A 25,673-nucleotide genomic window follows, 5' to 3' on the forward strand; every position below is an offset into this window, starting at 1 on the left:
TAACCATCCCGAAGGGGCCAAATCTCTACGAAAGACCATTACCGTTCAGGTAACGATCCTTGCAGGCTGGGGCTGGCGGGCGATTGGCGAGGATGAGCCAGCCTGCGCTGGCATCACTCAAACGGCGTGCGGCCGCGTTCAACGAGTGTGTATCCAGATTTGACAGAGCATTTCGCAAGCGATCTGCGTGACCTGCGGTGTGCCCGGCGAGGTGTGCCTGCCAGCGCGTTTCGGCAGCCTGATCACAGGGCAGGGTGGACAGGTCCAGTTGCGCGCTCAATGCCTGGCGTTGTTCGGACAGAGAGGCGTGGGCTGTCAGCTCAGGCAACGCACCCAGAAACGCCTCGATGTGTGCGACGAGCTGATCGGCATCGCACACCGGTGACTGGACACCGAACAGCAGTCCGGTTGTTCCGTCGATCTGCCGGATGCCGCTGAACACTGCATAACCCAGTTGCAATTCGACCCGCAGCCTTTGGTAGAAGGGCGCTTGAAGCAGGTGAGCGAGCAGGCGCCACGCAGCCTCATCCTCCGCCGATAAGCTGGGTGCCGGGCAGAACAGCACCACTGCGCTTTCCGAGGAAGGCGATGCTTCTGTTTGCCAGCGCTTGCCTGACTGCCTGGCGCTGAACGTCTGCGACTGAGTTTGTGGACTGCCCGGCGCGCTGGCCAACGCTGCATCCACGCGAGTTTTGCAGTGTTCCGGCAATCCTGTTGCAAGACTCGTCCAGCTTGACGCCGCCCAGACACGTTGCAGGTCGTCGGTCTCTGGTCCTGAAGCCGTGTTTAAAAAATGATCAGGCAGCTCTTTGAGCAACTGCCGAATGGGGATCAGCGCTGATTCGCTTGCCGGTTGCCCGTAGCGGACCAAGGCTTCAGCGGCTGGATGCGCCAATCGTTGCAAGCAATGTTCGATAATCGCGGCGAATGGCGCCGGCGCCCCGCCAAGCCTGAGTTGCCAATACGTGCCGTAGGCACTGAAGTTCAGGGTCACGCCTGCCTGTCGGGCATCTTCGATCAGGTCTCTCAGGCTGTCATTGAGCATTCGCCAGAGCGCGGGCTGCGGGTGCTGCAATCTCCAGCGCAGATACAGGACCGCTTCGTCGGCGATGGGTTGAGCGTCTGACAACGCCAGCAAAAACGGATTGGGTGCAGGCAGATGCCAGACAACGTGCTCAGGCGTCGAGTTATCCACAGCGGGGAGATTGATCAGCGTGTCCGGGCCGAGCCGATCCAGTAGCGTGCGCAACGCCTCTGCACCTTGCCCGCTGAGTCGGGCCGGAAGATCGCGGCAATAGTGATGCGCCAGCGCCAGAGCGCCGCAGGCCTGCAACTGAAGTTGCTGAACACGCCCATATTCTTCTGCGAGCGAGGGCCAGTTTTGCCTGAAAAACGAAAACCAATCGAGTAAAAGACGCGCCGCTTCCAGGGGCGTGACCGTGCTTGAGGCGCTTTTCTCGAACGCCACATCCAGCAGCAACTGTCCGTCAAACTGGTACAGCGGCGTGGTTTTCAGCGAATCGATCAGCCCCCGCTCGATCAATGTCGCCACCAGTCCACCCGGTTTTGCAACGCTCATCCAGTGGCAAAGGAACGCGACGGCCTCGTCAGCCCTTTCCGGCAAACCTTCGCAGGCGAATAACAGGTGCAGATGCCGGGACTCGGTATCCAGCACGGGTGCAGCGTTTTCAGCCAATGAAGGTGGCGCCTGTTGCTCGATGCGCTGGCCGCTGGCGAACAATGTGCCGTAACGCGTTGCCACTGTTTCGAGTTCGGCCAGCGACTGCGGCCCGCTCAGGCACAGTGTCATCTGCCCGGCCTGATAAAAGCGCTGGTAGAAGGCTTTCAACGCTTGCTGAAACGCAGGATTGGGCACCGACAGGCTGTAGCGGTTGCCTGCATGAAAGCCGCGCAGTGGATGTCTGGGGTTCACCGATGACAGCAGACGATTCTGCTGACGAGCCTGTTCATCTCCGCGCCAGGCAATGAACTCGGCGTGCAGCACTTCGCGTTCACGCAACTGGTCTGAAACGGCCATGCGCGGATGAGCGAGCATGTCGCACAGACGCTCCAGCCCGTCGGCAAAAACAGCGGGCGGCAATTCGAAAAAGAAGTCGGTGGTGCGTTCGCGGGTACTGGCGTTGATCTGACCGCCGTGGCGTTGCACGAAGGTCATCAGGTTCTGCTCTTTGGCGAAGTGCTCGGAGCCCAGAAAGAACAGGTGCTCCAGAAAGTGCGCCAGCCCTGGCCATGCCTGCGGTACATCATGACTGCCCGCTGCGACCCGCAACGAAGCGGCGCAGCGCTTGAGCCGTGGCTCATGGCACAGCACCACGCTCAGGCCGTTGGCCAGGGTGATGCGTTCGACGGCAGACGTGCGCGGGGCGGGCATGGCGGATCGCAAGGGCTGGGGAGACAGAACGTCATGCTAGCGGATAATCAGGCCGCTCCGCGAGGTGCCTATGGCTATGAACAGGCCTCGGCACTGATTATGCCCATCGCTGCGCGCGGGCATGATCGGTGCGGGCTTATCGCAGTGAGTACACATCCGGCCTGCGATCCTTGAAATAGTCATTCACCGTTCTGGCCTGCGCGAGTTGCGCCTGGTCCAGATCGGCGATCAGCAACCGCTCATCCTGCGCTGCCAGGGCGGGACGGCTGCCGTCCGGTGCGCAGACGCTGCTCAGGCCGCAATAGCGAATCTCGCCCTCGCTGCCGCAGTAATTGGCGTACACCACGTAACAATGATTTTCGAACGCTCGCGCCCGCACGGTCACGTCGCAGACGAAATCGAAGGGGGCCATGTTCGCGGTCGGCACCAGAATCAGCTCGGCACCGGCGAGTGCCAGACGGCGGGTATTCTCCGGGAATTCCACGTCATAGCAGATCAGCATCCCGAGCCGCCAGCCGTTCAGCCCGACCACGGGACCAAGATCCTCTCCCGCGCTGAACATCGACTTGTCCAGCTCGCTGAACAGGTGGGTCTTGCGGTAGTTGCTCGATCGCTCGCCTCGGCTGTCGATCAACTGCACGGCGTTGTAGATCCGCTGTTCGACGCTGCGTTCCGGGTAGCCGTACAGAATCGCAATTGCGTACTGACGGGCAATCTCCGCAATGCGCTGTGCGGCAGGTCCGTCCTGCGCCTGCGCCAGCTCAGCGCAGGCCCTGGCGCCGATGTTGTAGCCGGTCAGAAACATCTCCGGGCAGACCAGCACCTGCGCACCTTGCGCGGCCGCCGCCTGGGCCTGGTGTTCCAGCCGAGTCAGGTTGCCGCTGACGTTCAGCGGCATGGGCTCGCATTGATACAAAGCGACACGCATGGGGATTCCCTTCTGTCAGTCGGCGAGTGCAATCGGCCCGATGTCATTGAACACGTCGCCGGGGCCTGGGTTTTCGGCGTGAGTCTTGCCGCCAAAGTGGTTCATGATGCCCCACACCGCATTCAGCGACGTCTGCACCGCGCCTTCCACCCAGGCGGGCGTCCAGGACACGTCGTCACCGGCGATGAACATGCCGCGCTGTTCGGCGGGCATGTCCTGCTGCATGAAGTGCGCGTACATGCGCTGGTTATAGCGGTAATGGCCCGGCAGCGCACCCTTGAACGCGCCGAGGAAGTGTGGGTCGGCTTCCCAGGAAACGGTGATCGGGTCGCCGATGATGCGCGCGGCGATATCGACTTTCGGGTAGATCTTCTTCAGGGCGTCCAGTGCGAGCTTTACGCGCTTGTCGATGGGTTGCGGCAGCATTTTCAGCGCGTCGCTCATCCACGAGTACGACAGGCAGATCACGCCCGGCTTGTCGTCGCCGTTATCGAACAGATAAGTACCACGGGTCAGGCGATCCGTGAGGGTCATGCTCATCAGGTCGCGGCCGGTTTCCGGGTCTTTGTCCTTCCAGAACGGGCGATCGACCATGACAAAGGTTTTCGACGACTGCATGTAACGCGTGCGGTCCAGCGCCATCCACATCTTTTGCGAGAACAGCGTTTCCTCGCATTCGATCTGGGTGGTGAGCAGCCAGCTCTGGCAAGTGGTCAGCACGGCAGCGTACTGGCGGGTATCGCCCCAGTTGTCGGTCACGGTCAGTTTGCCGTCTTCGCTGCGAGCGATGCGCTTCACGCCGGGACGGGGTGCGCCGCGGTGCAGGGATGACAGGCTGGTGCCTTTGGGCCAGTGCGCGCAATGATCGGGCACATGGCTCCACAGACCGACCGGCACCTGCTGCACGCCACCGACGATCAGGTGCTGATGTTCGTCGCAATTGGTCATGACCACGCGAAAGATTTCCAGCATCGAGTTGGGGAAGTCCGAGTCCCAGCCGCCGGTGCCGAAACCGACCTGGCCGAACACTTCGCGGTGGTAGAACGACAGTTTGGCGAACGCCTTAGAGGTCGCGACGAAGTCATAGAACGTGCGGTCGTCCCACAGCGGGACCAGTTTGTTCCAAAGCGCCTTGAGGCGCGGCACGTCACGGTCGCGAATCGCCTGCTGAATGTCAGCGAACTGCGAGCCGCTTTCCAGTGCATCGGCCCAGGCGTCGGCGACTTCCTGAAACAGCACGGGCAAGTCCGACAGCATCTGTGCGTAATAGGTGGTGCCTTCCAGATCGATGACTGTACTGCCCGAGGCCGCCGTCAGCGGGTTAGGGAAGGGTCTGGATTCAAGGCCCAGTTTGTCGACGTAATGAAAGAATGCCGTCGACGACACCGGAAAACGCATGCCGCCCAGCTCGGCGACGATGCCCTTGGCGCCTTCGAACTCTTGCGAGCGAAGACGTCCGCCCATCTTGGACGCTTCGTAGACCACGGGTTTCAGGCCCATCTTCATCAGCTCATAAGCGGCTACCAGCCCGGCGATACCGGCACCGATGATCGCCACTTCCGCGCCATGCTGTTCCTTGGGGATGCTGCCCAGACCTTTCGGGTGCTCGATCCATTCATCGAAGGCAAACGGAAAATCCGGACCAAACATGGTGATCGGCTTCTTGCCGTTGGCGGGGTGACGGTTGTTTTTCATGACTGACCTTGGTGGGCAACGGCGAAAAACAACAGTCTAGATAAGCGCGCGTACGTTAATAAGACGCAAAGTGTCGTCGATATGATGTTTGTTTGTGCAAAGTGACGAAGCTGGCGGTTATTTTGCGCAGATGTCCGTAGGTTTGATCAGCTTCACACCGGTTGGCCCCGGTCGATCTTGCTGCTGAGGATGATGGACGTGGTGGTCTTTTCAACGCCGTCCACGCTGCCGATCAAGTCCAGCAGTTCGTCCAGCTGCTCGGGTGAGTCGGTGCGAAGCCATGCCACGTAATCGAACTCGCCGCTGACTGCACACAGTTGCTGTACCTGCGCCAGCGCACTCAGCCGACGCAACACTTCCTTGCCCGAGCGCGGTTGCACGGTGATGCCGACATAGGCCTGCAAACCGCCATCAACCACACGCTGGCCAAGACGCACGCCGTAGCCCGTGATCGTTTTGGTGCTCTCCAGCCGCGCCAGACGCGAGGTGACCGTGGTCCGCGCAATACCCAGCTGGCGGGCCAGCGTGGCAACGCTCTCGCGGGCGTTGATCTGCAGGGCGGCGATCAGCTTGCGGTCTATTTCGTCCAGCACGGGTGGGTGAGCAGCGGACACAGGAATCTCCATCAAAAACACAGGCTACTGGCAAAATACTTTTTGTGGGAGGCGGCTTTCCGGCGATCTGGGTTTCCAACGCAACCCATCATTGACTGGCCTGACACCTTCGCCGGCAAGCCGCCTCCCACAATCGCATGCCTGCGGTGAATCAGCGTTGTATCAGAACTTCCAGCGCCTGGCAGTCTTGGCCAGACGCGCCTGCAAACCGTCCAGATTGTGCGCCAGCTGTTGAGTCATCAGTTGATAGCCCACCAGCTCGGCGGGAACGTCGGGTTTCGCAGGGTTCGTTTCCGAAGAGCGCGCCAGCCGGTCGGTCGCGCCGGTCTGTAGCGCTCGGGCCATGCCGATCAACTGACGACGGACCTGCCGGTACTCGGTATCCAGCGATGCCTTCAATGACTCTCCCGCTATCTGATCCAGATTGGCCGGGCGAATATTGGCGAGGATTTCCAGCGTGCTCAGGCACATGCGGAAGTGTCCTTGAATGGCGTCCAGCTCGACCATCGACATCTTCACTTCCTTGGACACCGACGGGAGCAGCGAGCGCAGTTGCAGCATCGTTGCGTTGAGCTTTGCGGTGAGCTTCACATGCTCATCGGCTGTCACGGGCTGACCCTGCACGATCCGTCCGTAGACCTTGGCGCAATCACGCAGTCCGCTGGCCAGGTTGTAACGCCACGAAAACACAGCGTACAGCGGCAGGGCAAAGGAGAAGACAAGCGCCAGGGCGATACCGATCAGAATATCCACGGTGCGCCACAGCCCGTCGCTGATCGGGTTGTAACCATGCCCTGCGACGATGAACAGCGTGATGGCCGACAGCAGCGCGGTGTAACCGCCCTTGCCGATGGCGTGATAAGCAAAGAAACCGCACAGCACCGACATGATCGCGTAGGTCAGCAGGGGTATTTCCAGATAACCCTGCTGCACTACGACCATCAGGCCCAGCCCCGCACCGATCAAGGTGCCGTAGGCCCGCTCGACCGATTTCTTGCCGATGTTGCCGTGGTGCTGCAATCCGCCGATCACGATCAGCATGGTCACCGACGCCCACTCGCCATGGGGCAGATTGAGCCCGGTGGTCAGCAGAATGGTCACCAGCAAACCCACTGAAATCCGCGCCGCGTGGATCAGCCGTGCATTTCGATAACGGCGATACGGATCCAGCAAGGGACGCAGAACAGGGCGAAGCCAGGAAGGTATGTAAGCAGAGCGCGAATTCGTCATGCGTTAAAAGACCGCGAGGGTGGGGAAGAAATCCCTGATTGGATGGCAATGGTTGCCAGTAAGCCACATTTGATGATGCAGGCGGCTGGTTTCTGAGTGATGGCCGGCGCGGAAACAATCATCGGCGACGCTTGAGTTTCTGCACGTGCTCACGGTGGGTCGCTCGCGTGGGCGCTCGCCTGCTGCTCAGCAAGGTCTGCATCAGGGCATCGACCTGCGCGTCGCTGAACACCGGCTGCTGAAAAGAGCGGATGTAACGAATGTAGCCGATGCCCTGAGTTACGTTGGGAGGCATCGGGGTCTTGAACGTGCTTTGACCGACGAAGCAGACCACGGAGTGAACGTTCTCCAGGCTGACACCCAGCGTCGCTTCAAGCGCCTTGAGGTGTTTGTAGTTCTGCCTGAGCGGGTTCTGGAATTTGTAAGTACGACGATAGATTTTCTGCGTCCACTGCGGCTGTTTCTCGCCGCCGAAGATCCAGCCGCTCATGTTCTTGGTCTCCAGCACGAAAATGCCGAAAGGCGAAAGAAACACATGATCGATCTGCGTCGTGCCATCGACCGTATTCAGCGTGACATTGTTCAGACGACGATAGACCGTTCTGTCCAGTTTCCAGTGCGTGAACAGACGCACCCAGAACTCTCCGATCTGGCCTTTCGCCCAGGGAGATTTCAGGAACGCCACAAACAGCACGGCCGGAACCAGCCAGATGAGCATGTTCAAGGCCGGACCGAGTATGGCGGTGTAATTCATCTGGAGTCCTTTCCATGTGCAAGGTGATTGCGGGGTTCAGCGTGTGCGGTTGAAAGGCTTTCGGACGGATTCAGGAATTCTTGATCGTCACGGCCAGTTGATCGCATAGCGCGTACTGCGACCGCAGCAGGGCAGGCGGATGGCCTGTTGCTCGGGTCAGCTCATGGCGTTTCTATTCGGCGGCCCGCTTTTGCGTGTGTTTCAAGGGATGCGAAACACCTGAACGAGACGCTTTGTTTCATGAATCGGGCATATCCGGGTGCCTATACTGCGAGTCCTCCTGGCTTACCGGATCGCTGCAATGCTGGCTTCTCGCACGCTGTGGTTGTTGATGCTGAGCGTCCTGCTGTTCTTCTTTGCACTGGGTAACCATCAACTCCAGAGTTCGACGGAGCCGCGCGTGGCGGGTATCGCCATGGAGATGCACCTGACGGACAACTGGGTCATGCCGACGTTGAGCCGGCAGCCATTTCTGGAAAAGCCGCCGTTGAGTGTCTGGCTCGATGCCAGCGCGATCCGGCTGTTGGGTGCCACGCCCTGGGCGGTGCGGCTGGCGTCGGCGTTCGCCGGGTTGTTCAGCGTCCTGTTGCTCTACGCGATGCTCAAGCGTATGGCGCGTCCGGCACCGGTCGCCTGGCTGGCCGCGTTCATGCTGGCAACCCTGGCCAGCTTCTGGTCCAACTCACGCCAGGTCGGTGAAGATGCACTGCTGGCGCTTGGCGTGACCATGGCTTTGCTGATGTATGTTCATGCGGTCAATCGAGCGCCGTCGGACCCTCGAAAATTCTGGGTGTGGTGGTTGTTCACGCTGGGTATCGCCATCTCGACGCTGAGCAAGGGCGTGCTGGGACTGGCGCTGCCGGGTGTGGTGATTTTCGCCTGGCTGCTTTGCGAAACGGTGCGACAACGGCGGCTGATCCTGGTCGACTGGCTGTGTCCGGCGGCCTTCACGCTGCTGGGGTTGATACCGTTGATGGTCTGGCTGTATTTCCTGTACGGGCAGGGCGGCGTGCAATCACTCAAGGATGTGCTGTGGACCAACAGTGTCGGTCGCTTCGACGGCTCTTTTCAGGAGGCCGGGCACTACGAGCCGTTTTATTACTACATCGCCAAACTGCCCGAAGCGTTCATGCCCTGGAACGTTCTGGTGTACCTCGGGCTCTGGCATTTTCGCAGGCAACTGCTCGCCAATCGGTATCTGTTGTTCTTCAGTCTCTGGCTGGCTGCGCAGTTCCTGCTGCTGACGCTGGCGTCCAGCAAGCGCATGGTCTATCTGATGTCGGCGGCACCCGCAGCGGCAGTGATTGCAGCAGAGTACGCGGCGGTGCTGGGTGAAAGGCTCAAGGCGCGGTCCCGAAACTCGATGATTGCCGCATTTGCAGTACGCCACCAACGCACGCTGATGACAACGGGCATCGCGTTGACCGTTACGGCCTACCTGTCGGCAGCGGTGTGGCTGTTGCCGCGGGAAGACCGACACTTCTCGTTCCTGCCGCTGGCCACGACCGTTCAGGCACTGCAGGCTCAGGGGCATCAGGTGGCCTTGTTCCAGCCCAGCGAGCGGTTGTCAGGTGCGAGTGCATTTTACGTTCACGCCTTGCTTGACGCTTACGACAGCGACGCAAGCGTCAACCGTTTCCTGATGAGCGATTCGCGTAATGTGGCGATCATGGAGCGCACGAGCGAGCCTGCGCCGCCGCTCAAGGCCATCCAGCAAGTGAAGGTCGGCAGTCGCAGCTACTATTTCGTCAGCTACGACCGCTCGACGCCTGGCAGTTGAGCTCAGAAAGTCTGGCGATTGGCGACCGGCTGCACAGGCATCCACTGTTTCTGTGGGATCGGCAGCTCGCACGATTCGCCACGGCCGATCGGGAAATAATGGAAGCCGCTTTTTGACAGGCGCTCGGTGTCGTACAGATTACGTCCGTCGAAGATCACTGGAGCGCCGAGCCGTTGCTGGATCAGGTCAAAATCGGGTGCCTTGAACTGTTGCCACTCGGTGCAGATGATCAGGGCGTCGGCGTCGTCGAGGGTCGATTCCGGGGTACCCATCAGCACCAGATCCTTGCGATAGCCGTAGATCCGCTGGGTCTCCTGCATGGCCTCGGGATCAAACGCGCGCACGGTTGCGCCCGCCGCCCACAAGGCTTCCATCAACACCCTGCTCGGCGCATCGCGCATGTCATCGGTGTTGGGTTTGAACGCCAGGCCCCACAAGGCAAAGGTCTTGCCGCGCAAATCACCTTTGAAGAACGCATTGACCCGCTCGAACAGTTTGTTCTTCTGCCGCTCGTTGATGGCCTCGACCACCGACAGCAGGTCGTTGGAGCAATGGGCTTCGCGGGCGCTGTGAATCAGCGCGCGGATGTCCTTGCCAAAGCATGAGCCGCCGTAGCCGCAGCCGGGGTAAATGAAGTCGTAACCGATGCGCGAGTCGGCACCGATACCCAGTCGTACCGCTTCGACGTCCGCGCCCAGGTGTTCGGCCAGTTCGGCGATCTGGTTGATGAAGCTGATCTTGGTCGCCAGCATGCAGTTGGCCGCGTACTTGGTGAGTTCGGCGCTGCGCAGGTCCATGAACATGATCCGGTCATGATTGCGGTTGAAGGGAGCATACAGCTCGCGCATGACCTTTCTGACCGCTTCGCTTTCGCAGCCGATGACGATACGGTCCGGGCGGCGGCAATCCTTGACGGCCGAGCCTTCCTTGAGAAATTCGGGGTTGGAGACGATGTCGAACTGCAGCAAGCGCCCTGCCTGTCGCAAGGCCTTGTCGATATGCGTACGCAACGCGTCGCCACTGCCCACCGGCACTGTGGATTTTTCCACGATGATCAATGGCTCGCTGCGGTGCCTGGCGATGCTCTCGCCCACGGCGAAGAAGCTGCGCATGTCCGCCGATCCGTCCTCGCAGGATGGCGTGCCGACGGCGATGAACAGGACCTCGGCATGTTCGACGGCCATCTGCTCATCGCTGGTGAAACTCAACCGATGGTTGTCGAGGTTTTCCCGTACCAGACTGGCAAGGCCCGGCTCATAGATATGCACCTGCCCCTGACGCAACTGGTCGACCTTGGCCTGATCGATGTCCATGCACACAACGTCATGACCCACTTCGGCAAGCACCACCGCTTGTACCAGACCGACATATCCGCTACCGAAAACGCTGATTTTCATGGAGAGAACCCTGAAGAGAAGTGCGAGAAATGCGCCGAAGGTTGATGGTCAGAACCCCCATCACGATCAGGATGACACCCACAGTTTTCGAAACCGTGACCGTCTCATGGAAAAACGGCAGGCCAGCGGCCAGCACGAAGACCAGTGCGTAGCTGATGCTCAGTAAGGAATAGGCACGACTCAGGGGCAGGCTGCGAAGGGCCATCAGCCAGAGCAGCATCGACAGCGCGTAAGCGCCCGTTGCGAGGCAGATGATGGTCACCGCGCTTGAGTCGATTGCGCCAACGTTTTGAAATTCGAACAACTGCGCGGGCGAGGGCAGGCGGCTCATACTCCAGCGCATGCCCAGTTGCGCGGCACTGACCAGCGCAACGCTGCCCAGCGCGAGCATTACGCCACGACGGCTCATGCCTGACGTCCCAACAGAACGACGCCCGCCAGAATCAGCATCACGCCCAGCCAGTGCCTGCGGTCGACCGGCTCATGGAACAGGTAACGACCGGTCAGGGTGATCAGCACGAAGTTCAGGCCCAGCATGGGATACGCGACGCCAACCTCAAGGCGCTGCAGCACCATCAACCAGACAAGCAACCCAAGTCCCAGGCAAGACATCGCCAGCCACAACCATGCCGAGCGTGCAGCGACCCGCAGGCCGGTGAACTGGCCTCGCCATCTTTCGACGGCACATTTCTGGGCGATCTGTCCCAGGCAGGTCAGCGCGCACGCGGTCAACAGCAACAGCCAGGTCATGATGCCGACTGCCTGTAGATCACGATGATCAGATCACCTTCCTCATAGCGCTTGCCGTCCTTGGGCAACGCATCGATCTCGCGTAATTCCTCCCTGCCGTCACCGCGCATGATCACCCCGACCTGACCCTTGCGCCGGGCCTCGGTCATCCAGGCATCAATGCTGTTCAGGCTGACCTTGCGCTGACTGGCATCCGGATAGCCGAGACCGTACTTCAGCTCGCCTACCGTATTGAAGAACGCGATGTCCGGGCGTTTCAAACGCCAGGCCAGCGCCGAGGCCGCCCCCAGATCATTACTCAACAACGACTGGCTGACCGCCAGCTCCGAGAAGTGTCGGGCCACGAACTGGTCGGGTGTCTTGTCGTACACCAGGCTGTAAGGCAGCGCTGCGGGCAACAGCGCCACCAGCAGCAGACTGCCCGCTGCCGGCATCGCCCAGGCCGACAGAGGCCGCAGACCCTGCAGCGCGTTGGCCAGCATCCAGACCGTCAGCACACCGATGGCCAGCAGCAGGTGCATCGGTTCGTGGTCGTAGACCGGGTTTTTCCATTGCAGGCACAGCAGCGCCGCCAGACCGACGAGGGCGGCGACGGCGTTGAACCCGCCATTGAGGCGCAGGGCCGTAACCTGGCCGTGCTTGAGGCGTTCGACCAGCGCGTCGGCCATCAGCAGGGCCAGTGGCAACAGGCAGGGCAGGATGTAGGTCGGCAGCTTGCCACGGCTCAGGCTCAGAAAGGCCAGCGGAAACAGCGTCCACATCAGCAGGAAACCGATGGCCGGTTGCTGTTTTTGCTGCCATGCCTGCCTGAACGTTACAGGCAGCAGCAGGGCCCAGGGCAGGCTGGCGGCAATCAGTGTGGGTACATAGAACCAGACCGGCTGGGCGTGCTGCGCATCTTCGCCGGCGAAACGGCGTACGTGCTCGTGCCAGAAGAAAAAGCGCCAGTAGTCGGGCTCCTGAGCGTGGACCATCAGCACCCAGGGCAGGCATACGCCAATGGCGACGACAATGGCGAGCAGCCCGTAGCGCATCAACTCGAGCAAACGTTTCTGCCATAGCATGTAGGGCACCGCGATCAGTACCGGCAGCACCCAGGCCAGAAAGCCCTTGGTCATGAACCCCATGCCGCAGGCCAGACCAAGCACCGTCCAGGCCGCCAGTCGCGCGCGGCCTTCGTGTTGAATGGCGAACCAGAATGCGACCAGTGACAGGTTGACCCACAGGGTGAATTGCGGATCGAGGTTGCAATAACCGGCCTGTCCGGCAACGAAGCCGAAGCTCATGAACAGCAGTGCGCTGGCAACGCTTTTACGCGGCTCGTTCCATATCCGGGCAGCGATCAGGTAGGCCAGCAGCGTGCTCAGGCCCGTGCTCAGTGCCGAGGCAATGCGTACGCCGAACAGGTTTTCGCCAAAGACCGCCTGTCCGGCTGCGATAAACCAGTAACCCGCTGCAGGCTTTTCGAAGTACCGCACACCCATGAAGTACGGCGCGGTCCATTGCCCGCTGTGGAGCATTTCCTGACTGATCTGCGCGTAGCGCGTCTCGTCTGGAATCCACAGCCCGTGGGAGCCGAGCGGCAGCAGGTAGCCCACGACGAAAGCGAGTAACAGCAGGGCGATATCGCGATGGCGGCCTGTCGTCATTGCTGCACCCCGAGCCAGCCTTCACGCCCCTGGCGTGTTCCGCGAATCACCTGACCGGAGGGCAAATGCTCGAGGGCGTCCGGCAACAGGTTGCCAAGCGGCTGGAAGCGGATGCCTTGAACGCGCGCCAGCGCCAACAATTGCCTGAAGTCTTCGGCCATGACGATGCCTTCGACTTCGGCGTGCAGTGTATAGACATTCAGTCGCTCGGCCGCAAAACGACCGAGAATGAAAGCGTTGAACGCGTGGGCCTCCATGTGCGGGCCGACCACCTCGTCAAAGGTCGGCAGGTCCACCGGAATCTGTGGAGTGCCCGGCGTGCCATCAGCCAGGGTCGGGCGAAACATCGAGTGACCCCGGCAATCACTGTTGTAGCGAAACCCGAAAGACTGCTTGGCCTGTACCACACGCTCGTCGGCCCGCCAGCCAGCCGCTGCCGAACAGGTCACCGGCCCGCCCAGAATGTCGCTCAGGCAGTCGACCCCCCGACGTATCTGCGCGTGCAGTCGCGCCGGGTTCCAGTGCCCGGCATTGGCCTGCCAGCCATGGTGATCCCAGGCATGCAGGCCGACTTCATGGCCTGCGTCCATGGCCCTGCGCATCAATGGACCGAGGTCGCGGCCGATGGGTTTGCCCGGCCAGGCGGTGCCAGCCAGCAGAATGTCCCAGCCGTAAAGACTGGCGGCTCTGGAACGGAGCATTTTCCACAGAAACTGCGGGCGTATCAGCCGCCAGACATGACGCCCCATGTTGTCCGGACCGACACTGAAAAAGAACGTCGCCTTGACCTGCGCTTCCTCCAGTATGTCCAGCAGGCGCGGCACGCCTTCGCGGGTGCCACGGTAGGTGTCGACGTCGACTCTCAGGCCTGCCTGCATCAGCGCCGATCCGTTTGTTCGGCCATGGCTTCGCGCAGAAAGAAGTCCAGGGTTTTGCCGATGGTTTCGCTCAGCTCGATGGTGGGCGTCCAGTCCAACAGTCGTCGGGCGTTGTCGACACAGGGCTTGCGGTGGCTGACGTCCTGGTAGCCCTTGCCGTAGAAGGATTGGCTTTCCACCTCACGAAACCCCGCGAACGGCGGGAAGTTGTAGCGTAACGGGTGCGCTTCGAACTGGCGCAGCAGCTCTTCGCCCAATTGCCGGATGCTGGCTTCGTTATCCGGGTTACCGATGTTAATGATCTGGCCGTCGCAGCGATTGCCATGATTTTCGATGATGCGCGCCAGTGCTTCGATGCCATCGGCCACGTCGGTGAAGCAGCGTTTCTGTGCGCCGCCGTCCACCAGCCGGATTGGCGTGCCTTCCACCAGATGCAGGATCAACTGGGTGATGGCGCGCGAGCTGCCGATCCGCGCCGAATCCAGACGGTCCAGACGCGGCCCCATCCAGTTGAACGGGCGAAACAGTGTGAATTGCAGTCCCCTCTGACCGTAGGCCCAGATCACCCGGTCCAGCAGTTGCTTGGACACCGAGTAGATCCAGCGCTGCTTGTTGATCGGGCCGACCACCAGGTTCGACGTGTCCTCTTTGAAGCTGGCGTCCTGGCACATGCCGTACACCTCCGAGGTGGACGGGAAAATCACCCGCTTGTTGTACTTCACGCAATAGCGAACGATCTTCAGGTTTTCTTCGAAATCCAGTTCGAACACGCGCAGCGGGTTGCGGGTGTATTCGATGGGCGTCGCAATTGCCACGAGCGGCAGAACCACGTCGCATTTCTTGATCTGGTACTCGATCCACTCGGTGTGGATGCTGATGTCGCCTTCGATGAAGTGAAAGTCGGGCTTGGCGCGCAGACGTTCGATGGCGTCCGAGCCGATGTCCATGCCGTAGATCTCATAGCGGTCATCCTGCAACAAACGCTCTGACAGGTGGTTACCGATAAACCCGTTGACGCCCAGAATCAGCACGCGTGTGCGGCGTTTCGAACCGGTCTGGTGTTGGCCCTGCAGACGTGAACCCTCGACCAGTCCCAACTCGCGGGCCAGTTGTACGCCGCTCAGGTATAAACCGTCGTCGCCGCGCTGGCCTGCACCGATCACCAGAGCGCCCTCGCCACAGGCAATGCGCAGCGGATCGCAGCTGATGACCGTGCCGGGCGCCAGACCGTGGTCGGCCTCTTCCACACGTGCGCTCCAGATAATCAGCTTGTGCTCGCCCACCGGGCAGAAAGCGCCGGGGTAGGGCTGGGTCACAGCACGAATCAGGTTGTTCAACTGCACGGCTGGGCGTGCCCAGTCGATCAGTCCGTCGGCCGGTGTGCGACGGCCGAAGTAAGTCGCCTGGGATTCGTCCTGCGGCGTGCCGGGCAATCGGCCTCGCGCCAGTAGCGGCAACGCGTCGGAGAGCAGATTGGCGGCGGCCTTGCGCAGTTTTCCGTGCAAGGTCAGGGCTGTGTCCAGCGCGCTGATCGGCACGCGCTGCTGCGCCACGATGGGACCTGCATCCGCACGCTTGACCATCTGGTGCAGGGTGACGCCTGTTTCGCGTTCGCCATTGACCAGCACCCAGTTGGCCGGTGCCCGGCCGCGATAGCGCGGCAGCAGCGAACCGTGCAGGTTGAAGGCGCCTTTCCTGGCACAGGCCAGCAGGGGCTCGCTGAGCAGCTGGCGGTAGTAAAAGGAAAAGATGAAGTCCGGGTCCAGCTTGCCGATGCGCTCGATCCACAGCGGATGGTTCGGGTCCTCTGGGGCGTGCACCGGGATGTCGTGCTGCGCACACAGTTGCGCGACCGAGCCGAAGAAGGTTTTTTCGTCGGGGTCATCGGCATGGGTGAACACGGCAGAGATGTGATAGCCACTCTCCAGCAGCGCCTGCAGCCCGACACAGCCAATATCGTGGTAAGCGAAAACGACAGCTTTAATGCTCATGGCGCAACCTTGTTCAGATAAGGAGAAGCAGAGGAATCCACACTGTCGGTCGTCGTCTCGGTTGAGCTGCGTACGACCTTTTCGATAAAGAAGCGCGGCCTGGCTCGCACATCGCTGTACATCCGGCCCAGGTACTCGCCCAGCAGGCCCATGCCGATGAACTGGCCGCCGGTGAACACGAACAGCACGGCGAACAGCACGAAGGTGCCGTTCTCGGCCCACGGCGCGCCAAAGATCAGCCGCAGCACGATGAGCATCACGGCGAACAGAAGGCCCAGAAACGCCATGCTGAAACCGACGATGCTGAGCAGCCGCAAGGGCGTGGTGGTCATGCAGGTGATCAGGTCGAACATCAGATTGATCAGCCGCATGGGGCTGTACTTCGAATCGCCATGCTCGCGCTCGGCGTGCTCGACCCGTATTTCAGTGGTGTGGCGGGCGAAGCTGTTGGCCAGGACAGGTATGAACGTGCTGCGTTCACGGCAGGCCAGCATCGCGTCGACGATGGTGCGGCGGTACGCGCGCAGCATGCAGCCGTAGTCGTTCATGGCCACGCCCGTCGAACGCTGCACCGCGAGGTTGATCAGTCTCGAGGGCCAGCGTCGCCAGGCCGAGTCCTGACGCTTGTTGCGCACTGTGCCGACCACGTCGTAACCCTGTTCGGCCAGCGCAATGAGGCGCGGGATTTCTTCCGGCGGGTTTTGCAGATCGGCATCGAGGGTGACGATCACATCGCCCTTGCACTGCTCGAAACCGGCCATGATCGCCGCGTGCTGGCCGTAATTGCGGTTCAGGATCACTGCAACGACCGGACTGCCTTCGCGTTCGGCGGCCTGTTGCAGGATCTCGGCGGACTGGTCGCGGCTGCCATCATCGACCAGTACGATCTCGTAATCATGACGCAGCAGTGCGCACGCTGCTTCAGTACGCCGTAGCAGTTCCCGCAGGCTTTGCTGCTCGTTGTAGACCGGGATGACGATTGACACACAGTGAATAGGGTAGGGTTTCAAGGCCGGGCTTCCACGATTGATTCAATGGCGTTCACGACCCGCTCGACATCGTCCAGGGTCATGTCGGGAAACAGCGGGATGGAACACAGGCGCGATGAATTCCACTCGGTGTCCGGCAGGTGAACGTCGGGGAAGCGCTGGCGGTAATAGCGGTGCAGGTGGGTGGCGATGAAATGAATGCCGCTGCCGATGTTGTGCGTCTGCAACGCTTTCATGAACGCATCGCGATCCAGCCCGCAGCGCTCGACGTCGATGCGCAGAATGAACAGGTGCCAGGCGTGGCGCTGCGCGTAGCCGGATTGCGACAAGGGCAATACGGCGCTGCTGGCGAGCCTTTCGAGGTAGCGACTGGCAAGCATCTGACGCTTGGCATTGATCGCGTTCAGGCGTTGCAACTGCACCAGGGCAATGCTGGCGTTGAGGTCGGCCAGGTTGTACTTGAACCCTGGTTCGATGACCTCGGCCTGCGGCTTGCGTCCCATCGTTAAGCGGTCATAGGCATCGACGCCGAGGCCGTGGAATTTCAACTGGCGCACGCGAGCGGCCAGCATGCCGTCATCGGTGACGAACATCGCGCCCTCGGCGCAGGTCATGTTCTTGATGGCGTGAAACGAGAAGATCGCAGTACCACGAGCACCGACCGGCCGCCCTTTGTATTCGGTGCCGGCCGCATGGGCAGCGTCTTCGATAAGCGCAATGCCGTGCCGGCTGGCCAGCGCGTAGAGCGGGTCGAGATCAAGCGCGGCACCTGCGTAATGCACCGGAACAATCGCCTTTGTCCGGGGCGTGATGGCCTGTGCGACGTGTGCGGCATCCACCATCAGCGTGTTGCGATCCACATCGACGAACACCGGGGTCGCACCCAGCAGGCAGATCATGTTGGCGGTGGAAACCCAGGTCTGGGACGGGGTGATCACTTCGTCGCCAGGACCGATACCCAGTGCCAGCAACGTGAGATGCATGGCACCTGTCGCGGATGACAGCGCAATGGCATGCAGCGCGCCTACCCGCTCGGCGAACTGCTCTTCGAGCTTCTGACATTCCGGTCCGGTGGTGATCCAGCCAGACTTCAATACGCGAGTAACGGCCGCAATCTCTTCATCGCCCATGGACGGACGCGAAAATGGAAGAAAAGACTGATTCATCAATGGGTTTCCCACGCAGGCTAAATAACGTGAAGTGTGTTTATGCCACGCCGTCGATAAACGACATTCAATGGCCGCCGTTTAATCAAATGTCTAACGGTCAGGAACAGGCCCGCGTCTGAGGGTTTAAACTGCAAGCAGTTAACGCTTTCAACGCCGTCAATCATTACGTGAGTCGTCGCTTGTCTCGAGCGTACAGCCCGTTTTCAAAGGCTTCCGTACCGGTGTCAAGGCGCACGATCACTCGGCGGATGGATCATTGTTGATCCAAAACAGAGTGCGCTGTACTGAAAGATTGGAGTCGTTAAGTGAGGCGACAGCTTTGTCTGTCGAGGGTGAATTATTTAATTTGAATTCATTTAATTGTCTTGCGAGTATTTTAAGCTGGCGTCGTATTGGCGCGTTTTATTGAGTGCTGTTTGGCTGTTTTAATCGGCTCGTTTATCGAGAATCGAGTTAGTTAAGCGTTCGTTCAGGCGTCATGTTTTGCATGGGGGATGCAATACAAAGTGCCAGTATTCGTTTTTGCAGTTCTGCGCCGCTTTCAACCGCCAACGCGACAACGCGTGTTCTGTTGGCTCCCGCATTCATCCTGCGAGGTGTTATTTTGAGATGTTTCTGATCGACTGATCAGCTATTTCTCACAACTCTCCGCGAAGGAATGCCCTCAACAATGAACCTTTCACTCAGGCATCTGGCCGCAACGACCCTGATGTTCGCCAGCCTTTCAGCGTTCACACCGCTTGCGCTGGCCAATATCACGCCGCAACAAAGTGCGGACATTCTGAAAGCTTTCAACGAAAAATCGGCGACTGATTTCAGACAGTTCCTGGCAAGCGTCGCGAAAAGTGATCTGGCCAAAACCGCCAGCCTCGAGCCTGCTATCCATGCCTTTCTCGGCAACAAAACCCTGACGGCCGAGCAGCAAAACGAAATCCATCGGCTGTTGGGTATTTACGCCCGCGTGAAATATGGCAGTGCAGCGAATGAAACCCTGCGTGAACTGGTCGCCATCCCGACCTTCGCCGTGGAAGGTGTTGCGCAGCACGACAACCCCGAGTTCATCAAGATCGCCGAGAAGCTCAAGACACTCGCCGAGTCGTTCAACCTTAACTTCCGCAACATCGACAACCGCGTCTATGAAGTGTCGCTCGAAGGCGCGGGCGAAGAAGTCGTCGGTATTCATGCCCACGCTGACGTGGTGCCTGTGACGCCTGCGAACTGGGTGCTGCCGGACGGCACCAGACTCGACCCGTTCAAGGTCACGCTGATTGGTGATCGCATGTACGGTCGCGGTACCGAGGATGACAAGAACGGCATCGTGGTCGCGATGTACGCCATGAAAGTCATCAAGGAAGAAAAGCTGCCGCTGGCCCGAAACTTCAAACTGCTGATCGACACCACCGAAGAAACCTCCGGCGATGCGATTCCGTATTACTTCGAACGCAACCCGACGCCGAACTACAACCTGGCGCTGGACGGCAGCTACCCGGTGGTCATCGCCGAGAAAGGTTACGGCACCGTGATGGCGAACTTCCCCGTGCGTAAAGGGGAGGGCAAGGGGGCGGAAATCACCTCGCTGACTGGCGGCGCGGCGACCAATCAGATTCCATCGAAATCAGTCGCCACGCTGGTGGCGGACAACCCGTCAGAGCTGGCCGCCGAGCTGCAAAAGGCCGGTGCCGAGTACGCCAGGCGCAACGGTGGCGACTTTCAGGTGGACGCTGCGGTCGAGGGCAAAGATGTGACGCTGACCGTCACGGGTGTGTCTGCCCACTCGTCCGAGCCCGCCTCGGGCGTCAACCCGGTGGCCAGAATGCTCGACTTCATCAACAGCCTCGACGGCAAGCTTGCGCTGAAACACAACCACATCACCGACGCGGCCCGCTATGCGGCGGACAACTGGGGGCTGGATTATCTGGGCAGCAAGCTGGGTGTCGGTTTCTCGGACGAGTTCATGGGGCCTTTGACCGCTTCCCTGACCTTCGTGGGGATGGATGCGAAGACCTTCAAACTCGCGGTCAACCTGCGCGTACCGAAAGGCAAGTCGCCTGCGAAGCTCAAGGCCGAGATCGCTGAAAAGCTGACGGCATGGAGCAAGCAGAGCAAGATTGCGCCTGCGTTCGATTACTCCATCGCCGAGCCGATGTACCGCAACCCTGAAGGTGAATGGGTCAAGGCGCTTCTGGCCGTCGCCACTGAAAACCTGAGCATGCCGCACAAATTCGGCACCTCGGCGGGCGCTACCTCGGTCCACAACTTGCCCAACGGCGTGCAGTTTGGTCTGGCTCGACCTGAAGCCAAATACACCGGACACACCGACAGCGAGTTCAAGACCACCGAGCAATTCTTGCTCGACCTGCAGATCGTGACGGAAATGATGGGACGTATCGGGCAGTTGCCGAAGCTTTGAACCGAGAGCCTGATTGTTTCTGCTCGGTATTAACATGAAGTTCCGGGGCGCATAGTGTCCTGAGCGGCGTTCCCACGCGGGGGTGGTGTTTGATCACACCAATGCTCTGCGTGGGCGTGCCGTCGGGACGCTCCGTGCCACATCGGTCGTTACACACCGATTGACGCTCCACCACCTGCCCGGCATATTAGCGCTCGTTTTCGATCGTTAATGCTCGTTTATGCAGGCTCAGATTGTCATGACTCCCACCCACGAAACCTTTCCCGGCGAACGCCAGCAATTGATCAGTGAGCGCCTGGCCCGTTATGGCCGGGTGATTGCGGCCGATCTGGCCAGTGAATTCAACGTGTCTGAACACTCGATCCGCCGCGACCTCAGCGCGCTGGCCGCCTCGGGTCTGTGCAAGCGCGTGTATGGCGGCGCCATCTTGTTGCGCAGTGCCGAAGGCCCCATGGCCGCACGTGTGCAGCAGGACACCACACGCAAAGACAGCCTCGGACGGGCCGCAGCTTCCCTGCTCAGCGACGGGCAGCATGTCTTCATCGACGCCGGTTCCACCAACTTTGCCATCGCCAGCGCCATTGATCCGCGGCTTCACCTGACCCTCACCACCAATTCGCCACTGATTGCCGTGCAACTGATGGCATTGCCCAACGCCGAAGTGATTCTGCTGGGTGGCCGCCTGAATCCGACGGCGGGAGGCGTGATCGGCCTGACGGCGGTCCGGCAACTGCGTCAGTTCAACTTCGACCTGTGCTTCCTCGGCGCCTGCGCGCTGGACCCGGACAACGGCGTCACTGCATTCGGGCTGGAAGACGCCGAGTTCAAGCGCGCAGTCGTCGCAGCGAGCGGTCAGATTGTGGTGGCCGTGACCAATGAAAAGCTGTCCAGCGTTGCTCACTACCAGGTAGCCCAGTGCGAAGACGTGGCGGCGCTGGTGGTCGAGCAAGACGCGCCACGCGAGCGGCTCGACCCGTTTCTCGGCAGGATTGCCAATCTCGTGACCGCAGCCTGAGCGGAAAACTGACGTATGTCGCGTTTGCCCATTGTCTGGCACGTCATTTACGTCTAATTTGCTCCCTAATTAGTATGACTATTAATCGCACCCTCTAATAAGTACAAGAATCAGGAGTCACCGATGCAACCCATTCGTCTCGGTCTGGTGGGCTACGGCAAGATCGCTCAGGACCAGCACGTCCCCGCCATCTTCGCCAACCCCGCCTTCACGCTCGTGTCTGTCGCCACCCAAGGCCAGCCCTGTGCCGGGGTCGAGAACTTCAAGTCCCTGACCGAACTGCTCGAAAACGGGCCGCAAGTCGACGCCATCGCGTTCTGCACACCGCCCCAAGGCCGATTCGCGCTGGTGCAGCAAGCCATCGCTGCTGGCAAACATGTGCTGGTCGAAAAACCGCCGTGCGCCACGCTGGGTGAAGCCATGGAGTTGGTGAGTCAGGTGCACGAACAAGGCGTCAGCGGCCTGTTCGCCTGGCATTCGCGCTACGCACCCGGCATCGAAGTCGCCCGTGACTGGCTTGCGACGTGCACCCTGAATAGCGTGAAGATCGAATGGAAAGAAGATGTCCGCAAATGGCACCCCGGCCAGGCGTGGATCTGGCAGCCCGGCGGTCTTGGTGTTTTCGATCCGGGCATCAATGCCCTGTCGATCCTGACCCACCTGTTACCGCTGCAACTGTTCGTCGAGTCCGCCGAACTGCGTGTCCCCGACAACTGCCAGTCGCCCATCGCCGCTGACATTAAAATGTCCGACGCCCGCCACCTCGACATCCGCGCCGAGTTCGACTTCGACCACGGTCAAAACGAACTGTGGAGCATTGAAATCCGTTGCGCAGAAGGCGTCCTGCGGCTGGATAACGGAGGCGCGTTGTTGAGCATCGATGGCGTGCGCCAGACAGTCTCGCAAGAGGGCGAATACACCGTGGTATACCGGCATTTTCAGCAGCTGATTGGCGATAGGAAGAGCGACCTGGACCTGCAGCCATTGCGGCTGGTGGCGGACAGCTTTTTCGTGGGCAGCCGGGTGCCGGTTGCGCCGTTTTACGATTGATGGCCGGGTTGCTCTCCAGGTTCGGTTTCCTGATGCGCAGGCCTAACGATGCAGTATGGCCTGATGGATTTCCTGCAGCGGCATGATGCGTTGCGCGGCGTTGAGTTTGATGGCTTCCTTGGGCATGCCGAACACCACGCAGCTTGCTTCGTCCTGAGCGACAGTCGAGCTGCCGGCATCGAGCATTTCCTTGAGACCACGCGCGCCGTCGTCGCCCATGCCGGTCATGATGATCCCGGTGGCGTTCTTGCCCGCGAATTTGGCCACCGAACGAAACAGCACATCCACCGACGGCCGATGCCGGTTGACCAGCGGACCGTCGATGACCTGGGCGTGATAGTAGGCGCCGCTGCGGGTCACCATCATGTGCTTGCCGCCTGGCGCAATTAGCGCCAGTCCGGGCAGGATCCGGTCGTTGTTTTTCGCTTCGCGAACTTCTATCTGGCACAGATCGTTGAGGCGTGCCGCGAACGAGGCGGTAAATTTCTCCGGCATGTGCTGGACGATGACCATGCCAGGACACACCCGGGGCAAGGACGTCAGCACAGCTTCCAGCGCCTGGGTTCCCCCGGTCGAGGTACCGATGGCGACAATCCGTTCGGTTGTCTGAGCCATGGCGTGGCCGTTGGCAGCGGGCAGGATGGCATCAGCAGTGAGCTTGCTGGCGGGCGCCAAGACCGGAACCGCAGCACGCTTTCCCAGATTCCTGACGTTGGAGTTGGCCGCCGCTCGGATCGCCGTCACCAATTCTGCTGCCGACTCGATGAGGAAGTTCTTCAGGCCCGTGGTGGGTTTGGTGATGATTTCCACGGCGCCTGCGGACAGTGCCTGCAATGAGGTTTCTGCGCCTTTCTGCGTCAGCGACGAGCAGATCACCACCGGCGTCGGCCGCTCGCTCATGATCTTCTTGAGAAAAGTAATGCCGTCCATGCGCGGCATCTCCACGTCCAGCACAATGACGTCCGGCCATTCCTTGGCCAGCTTGTCCATGGCAAAGATCGGGTCCGAAGCGGCACCCATCACATGCATGTCGGGCGTGTCATTGAGGATCGCCAGCAGCACCTGACGAACCACGGCCGAGTCATCGACCAGTAGTACGCTTATTTTTTTGGTTGGCATCTTTTTCGATGGTCCCTGTTGGTGTGTGCCGGACCCAGACGTTGCCGTTCCAAAGGTCGAAGATGATGTTGCGGTAGCCAGTGCTGCCCATGTCCTGGGCCATCAGGTGCAAGTGGTGCTGCTCGGCGAGATTCAGGGCGGCGTTGATGTTGAGGTTGGCAACGTCATGCATATGCAGACCGTTGCGATGGCAGGGAAACATCTCGCCACCGCCGAACAGCTTGACCTGGTAGTCCTCAGGCCGTGTGTCATTGATTCGGGCATGGCGGATCAGCAATTCGAGTGCTTCATCGGCGTACTTGCCGTCCAGTGGCTGGCCTCTGCGTATGCGTCCCGGAAGCATGAAGTGGCACATGCCGCCGATATGCCGCAGCGGATGCCAGAAGGTGATTGCCACGCAGGACCCCAGCAGAGTGCGCAGACGGGTAGGGCGGGTCGCAAAGCTCACTTCACCGGGAGCCAGCACCACTTCGGCCGCGCCGACAGGCTTTTTCATGGTTTGCGGTAAATCGAGGGGGCGACCAGCTTCAGGGTGTCGTTCACACCGTTGAGGCTTTCCGAGTGGCTGATGATGAAAAAGCCGCCCGGCTTGAGACGCGGCAGCAGGCGCGCAACGACTTTGCTCTTGGTTTCCTGGTCGAAATAGATCATCACGTTGCGCAGAAAGATCACGTCGAATTCGCCCAGATCCGGCAGGGTTTCGTTGAGGTTCACCTGAACGAAATTGACCCGGTTGCGCAGCGACTTCTCGATCAGAAAGGTGCCTTCCTGACGCCCGGTGCCCTTCAGGCAGTACTTGACCAGCAACGGCTGCGCAAGCGTGCCCGCGCGTTCCATGGGGTAATGACCGGTGCGCGCCTTGGCCAGCACCTGAGTGCTGATGTCCGAGCCGATGATTTCCCAGGGCGTGCTCCCCAGGCCTTCGGCCAGGGTCATGGCCAGGCTGTAGGGCTCTTCGCCGGATGAACTGGCAGCGCTCCACAGTCGAAACGTCTTGCCCGGCGTTGCCAGGGGCAACACGTGTTGGCGCAGAAAATCAAAATGCTTGGGCTCCCGGAAGAAGTACGTCTCGTTGGTCGTCAGCAGGTCCAGCGCGATCTGTAGTTCACCGTGTCGCTGGTCCGTCATGATCAGCTTGAAGTAGTCGCCATAGCTTTTCAGTTCATAGTGTTTGAGACGCTTGAACAGGCGACCGGCCACCAGCGCCTTCTTGGCAGGCGACAGATTGATACCCGCTGCGCGATACAGCCAGGATTGGAACTGGCCGAATTCGCGGTCGTTGAGTGCGGCTGTGTCAGGCATGTGCGAATCTCAGTGTGCGTCGAAATCGAGAGCAGGCGTCTGGCCTGCTTCGGCCAGGCTCGACATCTCGTCGATGGACAGCACGCGCTCGACCTCCAGCACGATGACGAACTTGCCCTCGACCTTGGCCATGCCGCTGATGAAGTCGGCACGAATGCGCGCGCCGAAATTGGGCGGCGGCTCGATCTGCGAAGCGGGAATTTCCAGCACGGCCGAAACCGTATCGACCAGCAGACCGATGTCCTGCGGCTGACCGTCTTCAGTGCTGGCTTCGATGATGATCACGCAACTGCGTCGTGTGGTTTCCGAGTTTTGCCGGCCAAACCGCGCCGACAGATCGACCACCGGCACGACAGCGCCCCGCAGGTTGATCACGCCGCGCACGAACGAGGGCATCATCGGCACCACGGTCAGGCTGCCGTACTCGATGATTTCCTTGATGCCCAGAATGCCGATGGCGAACATCTCGCCACCGAGCATGAAGGTCAGGTACTGCGCCTCTTCTTCCACTGCGGATGCGGTCTGGTGTGTCTTGGCCAGTGCGCCCATGTCGTTCTCCCT

21 protein-coding genes and 1 pseudogene are annotated in these 25,673 nt (G+C 60.4%); 4 read left to right on the forward strand and 18 right to left on the reverse strand.

Features of this window, described 5'->3' with window-relative positions:
• Nucleotides 1–38 precede the first annotated feature (38 nt).
• From pqqF to KDX39_RS22390, 6 genes and pseudogenes are all read right to left on the reverse strand, one after another.
• Nucleotides 39–2,392: pseudogene (gene pqqF, locus KDX39_RS22365) on the reverse strand (pyrroloquinoline quinone biosynthesis protein PqqF).
• A 136-nt stretch (nt 2,393–2,528) separates the two neighbouring features.
• A complete protein-coding gene (locus KDX39_RS22370) occupies nt 2,529–3,320 on the reverse strand; it encodes a carbon-nitrogen hydrolase family protein (RefSeq protein ID WP_231661840.1) in 792 nt (263 codons plus the stop codon).
• A 15-nt stretch (nt 3,321–3,335) separates the two neighbouring features.
• Nucleotides 3,336–5,015, reverse strand: a complete 1,680-nt coding sequence (locus KDX39_RS22375; RefSeq protein ID WP_231661841.1) for a flavin monoamine oxidase family protein — start codon at nt 5,013–5,015, stop codon at nt 3,336–3,338.
• Between the two features lie 152 nt (nt 5,016–5,167).
• Entirely contained in the window at nt 5,168–5,629 is a 462-nt protein-coding gene (locus tag KDX39_RS22380) for an Lrp/AsnC family transcriptional regulator (RefSeq protein WP_180274341.1), read from the reverse strand.
• 162 nt (nt 5,630–5,791) lie between these two features.
• Nucleotides 5,792–6,859: an FUSC family protein gene (locus KDX39_RS22385; RefSeq protein WP_231661842.1), complete on the reverse strand. Its 1,068-nt coding sequence runs from the start codon at nt 6,857–6,859 to the stop codon at nt 5,792–5,794.
• Nucleotides 6,860–6,977: 118 nt separating this feature from the next.
• Nucleotides 6,978–7,613 carry a nuclease-related domain-containing protein gene (locus tag KDX39_RS22390; RefSeq protein WP_231661843.1) on the reverse strand — a complete coding sequence of 212 codons (636 nt, stop codon included), beginning with the start codon at nt 7,611–7,613 and terminating at the stop codon, nt 6,978–6,980.
• Between the two features lie 301 nt (nt 7,614–7,914).
• On the opposite strand from KDX39_RS22390, the gene KDX39_RS22395 reads away from it, so the two are divergent.
• Complete coding sequence (locus KDX39_RS22395; RefSeq protein WP_231661844.1) at nt 7,915–9,393, forward strand: ArnT family glycosyltransferase; 1,479 nt, start codon at nt 7,915–7,917, stop codon at nt 9,391–9,393.
• Between the two features lie 2 nt (nt 9,394–9,395).
• On the opposite strand, the gene KDX39_RS22400 is transcribed toward KDX39_RS22395, so the two are convergent.
• The 8 genes from KDX39_RS22400 to arnB are packed head-to-tail and all read right to left on the reverse strand — an operon-like array spanning nt 9,396 to nt 18,213.
• Nucleotides 9,396–10,790, reverse strand: coding sequence for a UDP-glucose dehydrogenase family protein (locus KDX39_RS22400; RefSeq protein ID WP_231661845.1), 1,395 nt, complete (start codon nt 10,788–10,790; stop codon nt 9,396–9,398).
• Entirely contained in the window at nt 10,768–11,199 is a 432-nt protein-coding gene (gene arnF, locus KDX39_RS22405; RefSeq protein ID WP_231661846.1) for a 4-amino-4-deoxy-L-arabinose-phosphoundecaprenol flippase subunit ArnF, read from the reverse strand. Before arnF ends, KDX39_RS22400 begins: the two co-directional genes overlap by 23 nt.
• Nucleotides 11,196–11,540 carry a 4-amino-4-deoxy-L-arabinose-phosphoundecaprenol flippase subunit ArnE gene (arnE, locus tag KDX39_RS22410; protein WP_231661847.1) on the reverse strand — a complete coding sequence of 115 codons (345 nt, stop codon included), beginning with the start codon at nt 11,538–11,540 and terminating at the stop codon, nt 11,196–11,198. The genes arnF and arnE overlap by 4 nt, the downstream gene beginning before the upstream one ends.
• The gene (gene arnT / locus KDX39_RS22415; RefSeq protein WP_231661848.1) at nt 11,537–13,189 is read right to left on the reverse strand and encodes a lipid IV(A) 4-amino-4-deoxy-L-arabinosyltransferase; all 1,653 of its coding nucleotides are present in this window, start codon (nt 13,187–13,189) and stop codon (nt 11,537–11,539) included. The genes arnE and arnT overlap by 4 nt, the downstream gene beginning before the upstream one ends.
• The gene (arnD, locus tag KDX39_RS22420) at nt 13,186–14,067 is read right to left on the reverse strand and encodes a 4-deoxy-4-formamido-L-arabinose-phosphoundecaprenol deformylase (RefSeq protein WP_231661849.1); all 882 of its coding nucleotides are present in this window, start codon (nt 14,065–14,067) and stop codon (nt 13,186–13,188) included. Before arnD ends, arnT begins: the two co-directional genes overlap by 4 nt.
• Nucleotides 14,067–16,058, reverse strand: coding sequence for a bifunctional UDP-4-amino-4-deoxy-L-arabinose formyltransferase/UDP-glucuronic acid oxidase ArnA (gene arnA / locus KDX39_RS22425; RefSeq protein WP_231661850.1), 1,992 nt, complete (start codon nt 16,056–16,058; stop codon nt 14,067–14,069). The genes arnD and arnA overlap by 1 nt, the downstream gene beginning before the upstream one ends.
• A complete protein-coding gene (arnC, locus tag KDX39_RS22430) occupies nt 16,055–17,068 on the reverse strand; it encodes an undecaprenyl-phosphate 4-deoxy-4-formamido-L-arabinose transferase (protein WP_231661851.1) in 1,014 nt (337 codons plus the stop codon). Before arnC ends, arnA begins: the two co-directional genes overlap by 4 nt.
• A complete protein-coding gene (arnB, locus tag KDX39_RS22435) occupies nt 17,065–18,213 on the reverse strand; it encodes a UDP-4-amino-4-deoxy-L-arabinose aminotransferase (RefSeq protein ID WP_231661852.1) in 1,149 nt (382 codons plus the stop codon). The genes arnC and arnB overlap by 4 nt, the downstream gene beginning before the upstream one ends.
• A 673-nt stretch (nt 18,214–18,886) precedes the next feature.
• Between arnB and KDX39_RS22440 the strand changes: the two genes are divergently transcribed.
• The 3 genes from KDX39_RS22440 (at nt 18,887) to KDX39_RS22450 (ending at nt 22,691) form a co-directional block, all read left to right on the forward strand.
• Complete coding sequence (locus KDX39_RS22440) at nt 18,887–20,626, forward strand: dipeptidase (RefSeq protein WP_231661853.1); 1,740 nt, start codon at nt 18,887–18,889, stop codon at nt 20,624–20,626.
• A gap of 238 nt (nt 20,627–20,864) precedes the next feature.
• A complete protein-coding gene (locus KDX39_RS22445; protein WP_231661854.1) occupies nt 20,865–21,641 on the forward strand; it encodes a DeoR/GlpR family DNA-binding transcription regulator in 777 nt (258 codons plus the stop codon).
• Between the two features lie 123 nt (nt 21,642–21,764).
• Entirely contained in the window at nt 21,765–22,691 is a 927-nt protein-coding gene (locus tag KDX39_RS22450) for a Gfo/Idh/MocA family protein (RefSeq protein ID WP_231661855.1), read from the forward strand.
• 42 nt (nt 22,692–22,733) lie between these two features.
• Here KDX39_RS22450 and KDX39_RS22455 read toward each other — a convergent pair whose 3' ends face one another.
• From KDX39_RS22455 to KDX39_RS22470, 4 genes are read right to left on the reverse strand one after another with little or no spacing between them, the layout of a single operon-like run.
• Complete coding sequence (locus KDX39_RS22455; RefSeq protein ID WP_099228620.1) at nt 22,734–23,810, reverse strand: protein-glutamate methylesterase/protein-glutamine glutaminase; 1,077 nt, start codon at nt 23,808–23,810, stop codon at nt 22,734–22,736.
• A complete protein-coding gene (gene cheD / locus KDX39_RS22460) occupies nt 23,773–24,306 on the reverse strand; it encodes a chemoreceptor glutamine deamidase CheD (RefSeq protein WP_231661856.1) in 534 nt (177 codons plus the stop codon). Before cheD ends, KDX39_RS22455 begins: the two co-directional genes overlap by 38 nt.
• Nucleotides 24,303–25,112: a CheR family methyltransferase gene (locus KDX39_RS22465; RefSeq protein WP_231661857.1), complete on the reverse strand. Its 810-nt coding sequence runs from the start codon at nt 25,110–25,112 to the stop codon at nt 24,303–24,305. The genes cheD and KDX39_RS22465 overlap by 4 nt, the downstream gene beginning before the upstream one ends.
• 9 nt (nt 25,113–25,121) lie before the next feature.
• Nucleotides 25,122–25,661, reverse strand: coding sequence for a chemotaxis protein CheW (locus KDX39_RS22470; RefSeq protein ID WP_210075462.1), 540 nt, complete (start codon nt 25,659–25,661; stop codon nt 25,122–25,124).
• Nucleotides 25,662–25,673: the final 12 nt, after the last annotated feature.

Source organism: Pseudomonas sp. CDFA 610 (assembly GCF_021147865.1).
GTDB lineage: Bacteria > Pseudomonadota > Gammaproteobacteria > Pseudomonadales > Pseudomonadaceae > Aquipseudomonas > Aquipseudomonas alliivorans.

Excerpts from the sequence above, each read along its gene's own strand:
- KDX39_RS22370 (WP_231661840.1), bottom strand. The coding sequence starts at position 3,320 with ATGCGTGTCGCTTTGTATCAATGCGAGCCCATGCCGCTGAACGTCAGC.
- KDX39_RS22375 (WP_231661841.1), bottom strand. The coding sequence starts at position 5,015 with ATGAAAAACAACCGTCACCCCGCCAACGGCAAGAAGCCGATCACCATG.
- KDX39_RS22385 (WP_231661842.1), bottom strand. The coding sequence starts at position 6,859 with ATGACGAATTCGCGCTCTGCTTACATACCTTCCTGGCTTCGCCCTGTT.
- KDX39_RS22390 (WP_231661843.1), bottom strand. The coding sequence starts at position 7,613 with ATGAATTACACCGCCATACTCGGTCCGGCCTTGAACATGCTCATCTGG.
- KDX39_RS22395 (WP_231661844.1), top strand. The coding sequence starts at position 7,915 with ATGCTGGCTTCTCGCACGCTGTGGTTGTTGATGCTGAGCGTCCTGCTG.
- KDX39_RS22400 (WP_231661845.1), bottom strand. The coding sequence starts at position 10,790 with ATGAAAATCAGCGTTTTCGGTAGCGGATATGTCGGTCTGGTACAAGCG.
- arnF (WP_231661846.1), bottom strand. The coding sequence starts at position 11,199 with ATGAGCCGTCGTGGCGTAATGCTCGCGCTGGGCAGCGTTGCGCTGGTC.
- arnE (WP_231661847.1), bottom strand. The coding sequence starts at position 11,540 with ATGACCTGGCTGTTGCTGTTGACCGCGTGCGCGCTGACCTGCCTGGGA.
- arnT (WP_231661848.1), bottom strand. The coding sequence starts at position 13,189 with ATGACGACAGGCCGCCATCGCGATATCGCCCTGCTGTTACTCGCTTTC.
- arnD (WP_231661849.1), bottom strand. The coding sequence starts at position 14,067 with ATGCAGGCAGGCCTGAGAGTCGACGTCGACACCTACCGTGGCACCCGC.
- arnA (WP_231661850.1), bottom strand. The coding sequence starts at position 16,058 with ATGAGCATTAAAGCTGTCGTTTTCGCTTACCACGATATTGGCTGTGTC.
- arnB (WP_231661852.1), bottom strand. The coding sequence starts at position 18,213 with ATGAATCAGTCTTTTCTTCCATTTTCGCGTCCGTCCATGGGCGATGAA.
- KDX39_RS22440 (WP_231661853.1), top strand. The coding sequence starts at position 18,887 with ATGAACCTTTCACTCAGGCATCTGGCCGCAACGACCCTGATGTTCGCC.
- KDX39_RS22445 (WP_231661854.1), top strand. The coding sequence starts at position 20,865 with ATGACTCCCACCCACGAAACCTTTCCCGGCGAACGCCAGCAATTGATC.
- KDX39_RS22450 (WP_231661855.1), top strand. The coding sequence starts at position 21,765 with ATGCAACCCATTCGTCTCGGTCTGGTGGGCTACGGCAAGATCGCTCAG.
- KDX39_RS22455 (WP_099228620.1), bottom strand. The coding sequence starts at position 23,810 with ATGCCAACCAAAAAAATAAGCGTACTACTGGTCGATGACTCGGCCGTG.
- cheD (WP_231661856.1), bottom strand. The coding sequence starts at position 24,306 with ATGAAAAAGCCTGTCGGCGCGGCCGAAGTGGTGCTGGCTCCCGGTGAA.
- KDX39_RS22465 (WP_231661857.1), bottom strand. The coding sequence starts at position 25,112 with ATGCCTGACACAGCCGCACTCAACGACCGCGAATTCGGCCAGTTCCAA.
- KDX39_RS22470 (WP_210075462.1), bottom strand. The coding sequence starts at position 25,661 with ATGGGCGCACTGGCCAAGACACACCAGACCGCATCCGCAGTGGAAGAA.